The sequence below is a fragment of the Deinococcus detaillensis genome (assembly GCF_007280555.1).
Classification (GTDB): Bacteria; Deinococcota; Deinococci; order Deinococcales; family Deinococcaceae; genus Deinococcus; species Deinococcus detaillensis.
Window position 1 is genome coordinate 1 of sequence record NZ_VKDB01000050.1, and the last position, 9,211, is coordinate 9,211.

General features: G+C 62.2%; 5 protein-coding genes. 1 reads left to right on the forward strand and 4 read right to left on the reverse strand.

Translation table 11 applies throughout. The features are described 5' to 3' along the window. Positions 1-229: 229 nt before the first annotated feature. The 4 genes from FNU79_RS18335 to FNU79_RS18345 form a co-directional block, all read right to left on the reverse strand. Complete coding sequence (locus FNU79_RS18335; protein ID WP_143722243.1) at positions 230-679, reverse strand: globin family protein; 450 nt, start codon at positions 677-679, stop codon at positions 230-232. Further along, a complete protein-coding gene (locus FNU79_RS19290; protein ID WP_185974810.1) occupies positions 676-816 on the reverse strand; it encodes a hypothetical protein in 141 nt (46 codons plus the stop codon). Before FNU79_RS19290 ends, FNU79_RS18335 begins: the two co-directional genes overlap by 4 nt. Before the next feature lie 150 nt (positions 817-966). Beyond that, a complete protein-coding gene (locus tag FNU79_RS18340; RefSeq protein ID WP_143722244.1) occupies positions 967-4,521 on the reverse strand; it encodes an ATP-binding protein in 3,555 nt (1,184 codons plus the stop codon). A gap of 76 nt (positions 4,522-4,597) precedes the next feature. After that, positions 4,598-6,952: a DUF2339 domain-containing protein gene (locus tag FNU79_RS18345; RefSeq protein WP_143722245.1), complete on the reverse strand. Its 2,355-nt coding sequence runs from the start codon at positions 6,950-6,952 to the stop codon at positions 4,598-4,600. Between the two features lie 1,148 nt (positions 6,953-8,100). Between FNU79_RS18345 and FNU79_RS18350 the strand changes: the two genes are divergently transcribed. Continuing rightward, on the forward strand, positions 8,101-8,814 hold the full coding sequence (locus FNU79_RS18350; RefSeq protein ID WP_143722246.1) for a tetratricopeptide repeat protein: 714 nt from the start codon (positions 8,101-8,103) through the stop codon (positions 8,812-8,814). The last annotated feature ends 397 nt before the right edge of the window (positions 8,815-9,211 follow it).

The following is a 9,211-nucleotide window of genomic DNA, read 5'->3' on the forward strand; positions in this document are numbered from 1 at the left end:
CGTCCTGGCATGAATGCTCCTTCGCGCTGTGATCAGCCTAACGGCTGGTCGGGGCGAAGTGGCTTGGCCGTTGGTCCTCTCTAGGGGGTTCATTCCAGGTGGTGGAGCTGTTCTTCGTAGGTGACCGGATGAACGTCTTGATTGGCGGAAATTAATCGCGCCTCCGTTCGGACAACGCAAAAGCGGCACACCTGCAATTGGGTGTGCCGCTCTTCCTTGCTGCTCGAACTCAGATGAGCGAGCTGTGGGCCGGGCGTGCTTCAGCGAGAGTCACACGGCGGGCGGCCTGCTGCATCGTGTCGGCCACCACCAGGTAGACCGCTTCCCATGCTAGCCGCACCTGCGCCGTGAACGCCTCGCCCAGCCCCTGTTCCAGCGTCCACAGCAGCGCCTCCCCCACCGTCGCGTAGTGTGCTTCGGTCACCCCGTACCCTGCGTGGCGCTCACCGAGGCGTTGCAGGGCGGGCACCACCACTTCGGGCTTGTTGAGGTTGGCCACCGCGACGCCCAGCATCATGATCAGCTTGTGGCCCTGCTCGCTCATGTTGCCCCGGAACAGCGGCTTGAGGCTGGGATCAAGCTCGAACAGGCGGGCATAAAACAGATCGCTGGCGATTTCGGCGATCGGCTGCACCTGCGTGAAGGAGTGCTGCACCAGCTGAACCTGATGGGCGTTCATGGCCGCACTCTGCCACTGGCTTCCCGGTTGAAGATGAAGCGGCTGATCTGGAAAGTGACCGTGAACGGCTGGCCCGAGAGCTGTCCTGCTTTGATGAGAACTGGCTTGAGCATCCACTTGCGAAGTTGTTGTGGCATATTGATTCCTCCGACGCTGACTCTAGGCAACAGGCCGTAACCGCTGCGTCACCGCACCGAGAGTGGAAGATTCAGACTTCTGATAGACCCCTAGACCAGGCTTGTATCAGAGGGAACCAACCAGCCAGAAGATCAGTTGTTCTAACCCTTCTAGAGTGGACTGCTGATTTTGCTATTCGGCTCAGTCGTGCTCAGCCGAACATATTTCTCAAGGAACCGCCGCCGCCATTCCGGATGCGCCTCAAGCGCCGATCCCAGGATCTTCATCTGGGCGTCTGCTTTGCGGCGTGCCTGAGCCGCCTCGCTGGATCGACCAAGTTCCTCGAAAGAGTGCCCGAGTATCACCCGCAACTCAAGACCTTCAAGAGCTGAGACATCGGTGGTTTCGAGCCAGACCTGCGCTTCCTGAACGGTTGCAGGCGTCAGCGTGCCGACCATTCGCAGGGCCTCCAGTCTCAAAGCCAATGACCGCGCGTGCAGATGGATCACTCCGCCATGCTGCGCCGCCAGGTCCAGTGCAGGCTGCGTTTCTCCCAGGCGCAATTTTACGCTTGCCAGCGTCAACTCCAGATCACGCTGTTCAGTGAAGTACATTCGCTGCTTGAACGCCGTCGCCCGGTCGAGGTGGAGCAGGGCGTCCTGAAGATCACCGCGCTCCAGAGCGCACCGGGCCAGTCCAGTTTCGAGGACCGGAGCCTGCAAGCGCAGATGATCACCAGGAATACTGTTGAGGGCGCTTTGAAATCCCTGCGCGGCACCCTCAATGTCGCCGAGGGCCAGCCGTGTCAGCGCTTCATACCGCTGCGCGACCAGCACCATTTCTTTCGAGCCGTTACTTTCGGCGCTCGCTGCCGCCGCCGCCGCGACGGTCAGACTCACTCCAAGTGCACCAGCATGCTGGAGGGCACGCGAGCGGTAGATCTCCAGCCCTATGGCGCATCCCCGATTCTGAATGCCTGCATTGAGTTCGAGTGTCGCGCTGTACAGTTTTAGGCAGCGCCGAAAGTGACCGCGCTGCGACTCCAGCCACATCATCGAATACACCGCGAAAAGTATCTGTTGGCGGTCTCCAACGGCTTCAGCGGTCTGAAGGGCTTGCTCGAAGGCGCTCTGCGCGTCGGTGTATTCTCCAAGCATGACGGCGACGCGTCCGATTCCGTTGAGGGCGCTGGATTCCCCGCCTCGGTTGCCTGCTCCACGGTGGCCTTCCAGACTGGCGACGTTGTGCGCCTGGGCCAGCACGAAATCCCCCCGAATCACGGCACAGACTCGCCTGCCGACATGGGCATCTGCTCTCAGCGCTGCGGGTACGGCGTCCCCGAGTGCAATAACCCGGTCATACCACTCCTCTGCCTGCCCGATCTCATCAAGGCGCAGCAAGGCTTCAGCGCCGCCGTACAGCACCTGTCCGAGCGTTTCCGGTTGCAAGGCAGGATCCCCGAGCAATCTTTTTGCGAGCTGGTCTGCTTCAGTGAAGTGATACAGGTCATTGAGCAGCGCCAGTTGCCTGAGCTTGACCTCAAGGGTCAGGGCCGGTTCGCTGAGTGACGTCGCCAGTGCGGTCAGGGTCTGGATGACCGCGCTGCGCCGCTCTGAGTCACCCAGCAGTCGGAACAGGAGTTCACGTTCCAGGTGAATGTGAAACGCGCTCAAATCGCTCACACCATCGGCCAAGGCCAGCTCATAGTGGGCCAGGGCCTCACTGTGGGCGTAAACCCGTTCGGCGTCCTGCGCCGCCTTGATCCGCCACGCCGCCGCCTTGAGCGGTTGACCTGCTTCTTCGAGGTGCCGGGCGACGCGGCTGGCAGCGGCTCCGGTACTTTCCAGACGCTCGGCCAGCCGCCGGTGAATCAGGCGTCGGCGCTCCGGGCCAAGTTCCAGCAAGATGACCCGGCGCACCAGATCGTGCGAGAAGCCGTAGCTCTCGGCGCTCAGCCGCATGAGCAGCCCTCCTTCCAGCAAGCGCTCCAGCGTCTCGACCGCTTCCCATTCGGACAAAGAGAGTGCTGGAGCAAGGTCACTGAGTTCAAAGCCCCCGTCCGACAGACTGGCGGCTTCCAGCAAGCGGCGTGCTGCGGGGCCGTAGTGGCTGGCGCGCTGCACGATGGCGTCGCGGATACTGGTTGGCAGCGGCAGTTCGGCGTAATCGGTCGTGGACTCGTCAAACGGCGTGGCCCATTGACCGTTCAGACTCCGGGTGAGTACGCCCACCTCGAACAGGTGCCGCAAACTTTCGAGCAAGTACAGCGGATTGCCCGCTGTGGCTTCAAAGAGCCGCGCCGCAAAGTACTGGCCGGTTGCGCTGCCCGAGAGCGTCTGCACCAGGGTCAGGACGTCAGGTGAAGTCAGGCCGCTGAGTGCCACCCGTTGCAGCTTGCCTTCCCGTTCCAGCGCGGCCAGCGCGGCCAGCAGGGTGAGCTGCTCGCCCAGTTCCTGAGGGCGTGCCGTGGCGATCAAGCGTGGGCGCTGCTCTGGAGGTTGGCGCACCAGATGCAGCAGCAGTTCCAGGGTCATCGGGTCGGCCCAGTGCAGATCGTCAAAGATCAGCACGCCGTCCACACCGGCAGCGCAGGTCAGCGCCCGCGCCACCCCGCTGAGAAAGCGGGCGCGTCCATCAGCCTGGAGCGACTCCGGGTGCAAGAGAGAGAGGGCAAGCTCCGGAACCAGCCGGGCCGCCTCGGCTCGCCAGAGCGGATCGAGCGTCGAGAGACGCTCCACCATTCGCGGTGTATTCAGCGCCGTTTTCAGGGCCTCGGCGGCTGGATAGAGCGGCGTGGCCAGAGCGACTTCGTAAGCGCGCAGATGAAGCCGCGCTCCGAAGGTCAGGGCGAACGCTTCGGTGAGCCGGGTTTTGCCGATGCCCGGCTCACCCGTCACCAGGCTGAGCGCTGCGCCTGAGTGCTGGAGCGCGTTCCATTCGGCGCTGCGTCCGGTGAGTGGCAGGCTCAGCGCGTGTGGAACCTGGGACGCCTGAGGGGAGGGTTCTGGACTGAGCGCGGCGGTTTCCTGAAAGGTGCGGGCGAGCGCCTGCGTTTCCGGTAGGGGTTTGAGGCCCAGTTCGTCGTCCAACAGGCGGGCATAGCGTTCATACCGCCTGAGTCCTTCAAGATGCTCACCCAGCAGCAGATGCAGCCGCATGGCCTCACGCTGGTGGACCTCCTGGAATTCGTCCTCATGAAGCAACTGGAGCTGAATGCCCAGTGCGCCCCGTGCGTCTCCCTGGCGCTCGAGCTGCACACCGTGACGGTGGAGGGCGTCCCTCCAGACGCTGCTGAGGTCTTCACGGCGTTGTCCAAGCCAGTCTTCAAAACCGCTGGCTCCGCTCAGCTCAAACCGGGCCAGCAATGAGCCATGGTAGAGCTTGAGTGCCGCTGGAAGATCATCCGCAGCCAGGTGCCTGTGAAACTCGGCGACGTCAATCTGGAAGCTTGATGTCAGGGCAACGTTGCCAGATTCGACCTCAATCCAGGGGGCCAGAGAGGAGTGTTGCAAGCGCCATAGTTCCTGACGCAGGTTCCGCCTCGCGCCACTTTCATCGAGATCGCTCCACAGCAGATCAGCCAACTGATGCCGGTCGGTTGGACCTTCCAGGGCCAGGTACGCCAGCAGTGCCGTGCCCTTGCGCACCGCAGGCGTGAGGTCTAGGCCCCCCAGCTTAATGCTAGGGACACCCAATAATCTGATTTCGAGTTGCCCTACGTTCATCTGAACCTCACCTCAGTATGACGCAGAGAAGTGAACTGCGGCGGCTCCGTCTGTCTGCCGTGTTCTCTTGTGGCGTTCACCTGGAGCCGTTCTGATTGCTCTTCTCCTCTTCTGGTCTTCCATCGGGACGTGCCTGCGGAGCCAACTGGGCGATGCCCAGCAGCAGCAGTCCAACCACCGTCAGGGCTGCGCCGCGTGCACCGGTCCCCAGCGTATCGAGGTCTTGCAGCACCAGCTTGCCTGCGGCCAAAGCGAACATGGCCAGACCCGTCCACCACACGGGCGCAGAGAGGCGGGCGCGGCCCTGCGCCAGCATGACCAAGCCGCCTGCAAACAGCACCAACGTGACTGGCAGCACGTCTGCGCTCAGGAGGCCCGTGCTGCCCAGCCAGTGGGCCAAACGGGTGACCACCAGCGCCGAGAGGGCAGCGATGGCCGCGCCCCAGATGGCTGCCCCTTTCTCTCCGACTGATTTGGCGCGGGTATTCAGTCGGGCTGCTAGAACCGCCGCTACCGGAGACCAGGGCAGCAATTCCCTTCCGCGCACCGAGCCAAGCAGGAACAAGGTCGCGTAGGACAGCAGTATGGGGCCGAGAGATGACGCGGCCTGTAGGGAAGAGGCGTCAGGCAAATTCAGCGCAGTGGCAAGTGCTACGGCCAGCAGCGGCAAAGAGAGAGCGGGCCAAGGCAGGGCCGTTCTGATCCAAGGCAGCCCCAGCGCTGCGCCCAGCAAGATCAGTACCAATAAGGCGGTGCCAGGAAAGAAATTAGCCAGGGCGCTTAAGGCCAAGCCGGTGCCCAGCCCCTCGGTAAGTTGTTGCAGGGTCAAGACGCGCAGTTGTGCTGGAACAGCGGCCCGCACCAACAACGGGGCAGTGCCGGGAAGACGCAGGCTGAGCGCCAGCACCAGACTGGCCAACAGCGTCGCCGCCAACATAGGAAGGGTGTATAAAGAAGCGGCCCCAGTCTCATCCAGCTGCAATACCGGAAAGCCTGCCAGCAAGGTTGCCAGCGCCACCAAAGAGGCGATCAAGAGTGGCAAAGCCCGGCGCTCCGGCAAGCGGGAGGTGGCGGCCAGGCCCACGAGAACGCCCGCCAGTACAGGTAGCGTGACGGCCCAGCTGTCTGGCCCCGGCAGCCAGTCCGGCAGCTGACGACTGGCCCATATGGTGAGTACCACTGCTGCAACAGCGGCCACCACGCTGCCGCTTCTGCCACCGATCACCAGCGCCGATCCCAGGGCGGCGGCCGTGAGCAGGGCATCTGCGGAGACTACACCGGGCAGTTGAGAGGCCAGGAGACCCGACGCGGCGGCCACACTGCCCCACCGCCAGGGGGCCGACCCAGACCAACGGCCGTACAGCGCCAGCGCCAGTGCGAGGGGCAGCAACCGCTGAGCGCCGTTACCGATGTTCAGCACAGCTGCGAGCCACGCCCCGGCCACTGCCGTTGCAGACGCGACCACGGCTTCGCGTAGCACATCTGGCGCGGCGTGGCCCACCTGCCGCACGCGCAGGGCGAACACCACGATTAAGCCGCCCAACAGCACCAGCAATGATAGGGAAGCGGCTCTAGAGCCTTCTAGCGCCAACGACGTGACTGGACTCGCCGTCAGCAGGGTGGTCAGGAGTAAGGCCAGGGCTAATCCCGGCAAGCTCTTGTCGGGTGCTGCAACACGTCCGGTCAGGACGCTGACGGCCCCGGCCATCAACAGGCCTAAGGCGACCCATCCCGCAGGCGCTCCTGTTTGGGCGTGTGCTTGGGTCACCACCAGCAGTCCAGCGACGCCGATGGGAATCACCAGCAGCAAAAACCGTGCCGCTGGATGACGTACCCCCTGACGCCGCAGACTCAGCGCCGCACCCAGTGCGCCTGCTCCCACGCACAGCAGCGCCACCTGCGCCCAGCCCAGGACGCCCGAACCATCGCCAGCAGAGGAAGGCGGCGCGGCCAAATTGTCGGCCAGCAACCATGTCGATACCGTCGCGCCCGTGAGGGCCACTACGATACCCAGCAGTTCTCCCTGACGCCGGGCGTGCAGGCCCACCAAGAGGCTCAGGACCAACACCATACCCAGCACTGCGCCCGCTGGCAACACGCCGACCTGACTCAGCGCCCCCATGCACAGCGCCAAGATGCCGTAACCAAGTCCCTGCAAGGCAGTTTTTACGGCCCCAGTGGTTCGTGGAGAAAGGCCGTATAAGGTCAGGCCCAACAGGGCAGCCAGCAGCAGTTGCAATTCGGGAGTGAACACGCCCATTCGCGCCAGTTGCGCCAGCACCGCTGTCAGTCCCCCTAGGGTCAGCAGCGCCCCGACGACGGCAAAGAGAAACCGTGGTGTTGGCGACCAGCTCGGTGGAGCAAGGGGAGGAATCGGCCCGCTTTCCACAGCTGGATGAGCACCGCTGGGAAAGGGTTCAGGCAGAGACACATCAAGGGGGGACGCGTTGCCAACAGGTCTTTCTTCGGTGGGAACTCCCGTTGGAGAGAAATTGGCGGCTGACGTTTCTTCTCTTGCCTGTATCAACGGCTCCAGTGCCGGGCCGCTGGGTACAGGCGCAACAGGCAGCGAGAGCGGGTGATCGCCAGGAAGGTAAACCGGGAACGGCGATGAAGCAGCGTCTCCCTGACTTGGATGGTAGCCCAAACGACTTACCTCTGCTTGCAACTTGGCCAGCTCACTGCCCTGAGCCGCAATCTTGCGTTCTAGATCAGCTATTTGCCGCCGAATTCCACTTCTGATGATCAAGGCGGGTAGGCAAAGAATCAGTAGCAACAGCGAAATGATGACGGTGATGAATTCCATTGGTTCCAGTATCTAGTATCTCTTTGCATCAGCCCTCAAGACGTGTTACGGGCAGACTGAGCAGACGTGAGTGGGGTTGTGGCGGGGACGCTCAGCCTAGGCCTTAGGCACATTCTGGCTACTGTCACATGATTTTAGGTATCTGAAGTTCAGTCCCTGCCCCTTGCGGTTACGCAGCGGTGACGGTCTGGTTTCTAAGCTCTGTTCAGCTTCGGGGCCGAGCTTGAAGATTGATAAGGAGAACACCATGAACCGTCCCCTGATAAGTACCGTCCTGATCCTAAGTCTCAGCTTCGCCGCTGGCAGCCCGTCCCTCGCAAGCCCTGTGCTTGATTCCGCACCTCAAGCCGGTTTCGGCTTCACGGCTCTGTCGGTCAATCTTCAGCCCACCACAGCAGATATGGGCGCTCCTTCTCAACTCAATCGCGGCTTGGCGGGCGCAGTCAAGCGTATTCCCCACAACCCGCCAACCTGTTAAGTCTCTCAGGACAACAATGTTTATCTTTAGGTAAACCCAGCGGAGCGGACAGGCCCGGTAGGTGACCTTCTGTCCAAGACAGTGGGCAGGCCCCGTACGAATGCCGTTCTGGAGGAGTGGCGTGCCCAGGCGCATCCGTTCACGACGATGCCCAAGACGCTGAATCCCAAAACGGCAGTCTGTTTGCCCTTCAGCGTTCCTGACCGGGCCATCAAGCAAGCCGCCAGCGATCTCGCCGTACTCAGTTCAGTTTCTTGCTTTCAATTTACACGAGCCGTTCTCGAAGGATGTCGCCATGCCCAACTACGTTCTGAAAACCCGTCTACTGACCACCCTCGCCGCCCTGCTGCTGGGCCAGACCCTCGCAGCTGGCTTACCCGACGCTCAGGTTCTGCTCGATCAGGGCAAATGGCAGGACGCAGCCAACTCGGCGGCTGGCCTCAAGTCTGCCGAGGGCTACGCGCTGGCCGCTCAGTCGTACACCATCGGCGCGGCGCTGCTGCCCGATAACCAGAAAAAGGCCCAGTTTGAAAAGGCCCAAGACCTCGCCAAGCAGGCCATTAAGCTGGACGCCAACAGCGCCAGCGCCCACTTTGAATTGGCCCGCGCTGATGGCCGCCTGGCGCAGTACAGCGGCATTATGCAGAGTCTGGGCCTGGCCGGTGAAGTCAAGCGCGAGTTGGACACCGCTATCAAACTCAACCCCAACCTGGCCGGAGCTTATGTGGCGCTGGGGCTGTGGAATGCCGAGCTGACCGCCAAGGGCTTTATCGCCACCCGCGCGACCGGCGCTGACCGGGGCGACATCGCCCCCAATTTTGAAAAGGCCATTCCACTGGAACCCACTAACCCAAGCCACAAGATGGAATACGCCAATGCGCTGATCTTGCAGAACAACAAAACCGCCGCTGCCGTCCAATTGCAAAAAATGATCGCCTTGCCCGCCAATACCTTCTGGGAAAAGCGCGATCTGGAAACCAGCAAAGCCAAACTCGCCAGCTTGAGGTAAGGCCGAGGATAAAAGCGGGGCGTGTCCGAGTTGAGGGATGCGCCCCGCTCTTATGGTGCCGAGGTGAAAAAGTACAACCAGACTGCCGTTTCGGGATTCCGCCTCTTGAACATCGTCATGAACGGACTGTCGTCATGAGCGAACACCCCTATGGGGCCATTCCTCTCGTTGAGAACGCCACTCCTCCACTCTCTTCTGGCGGTACTTTTTCACCTTCTCGCTTCTTGAGCAAAGCGGCACCTACCGAGCCTGTCCGCTCCGCTGGGTTTACCCAAAGATAAGCGTTACTGCACTTAGATCTCACTGAGCAAGCCCTGATGCCACACCGGGATCAGGGCTCTTTTTTGCCTCACACCAGCGGTAACGGCGATCTGCGGCGGTTCCATCCGCGCGGTGA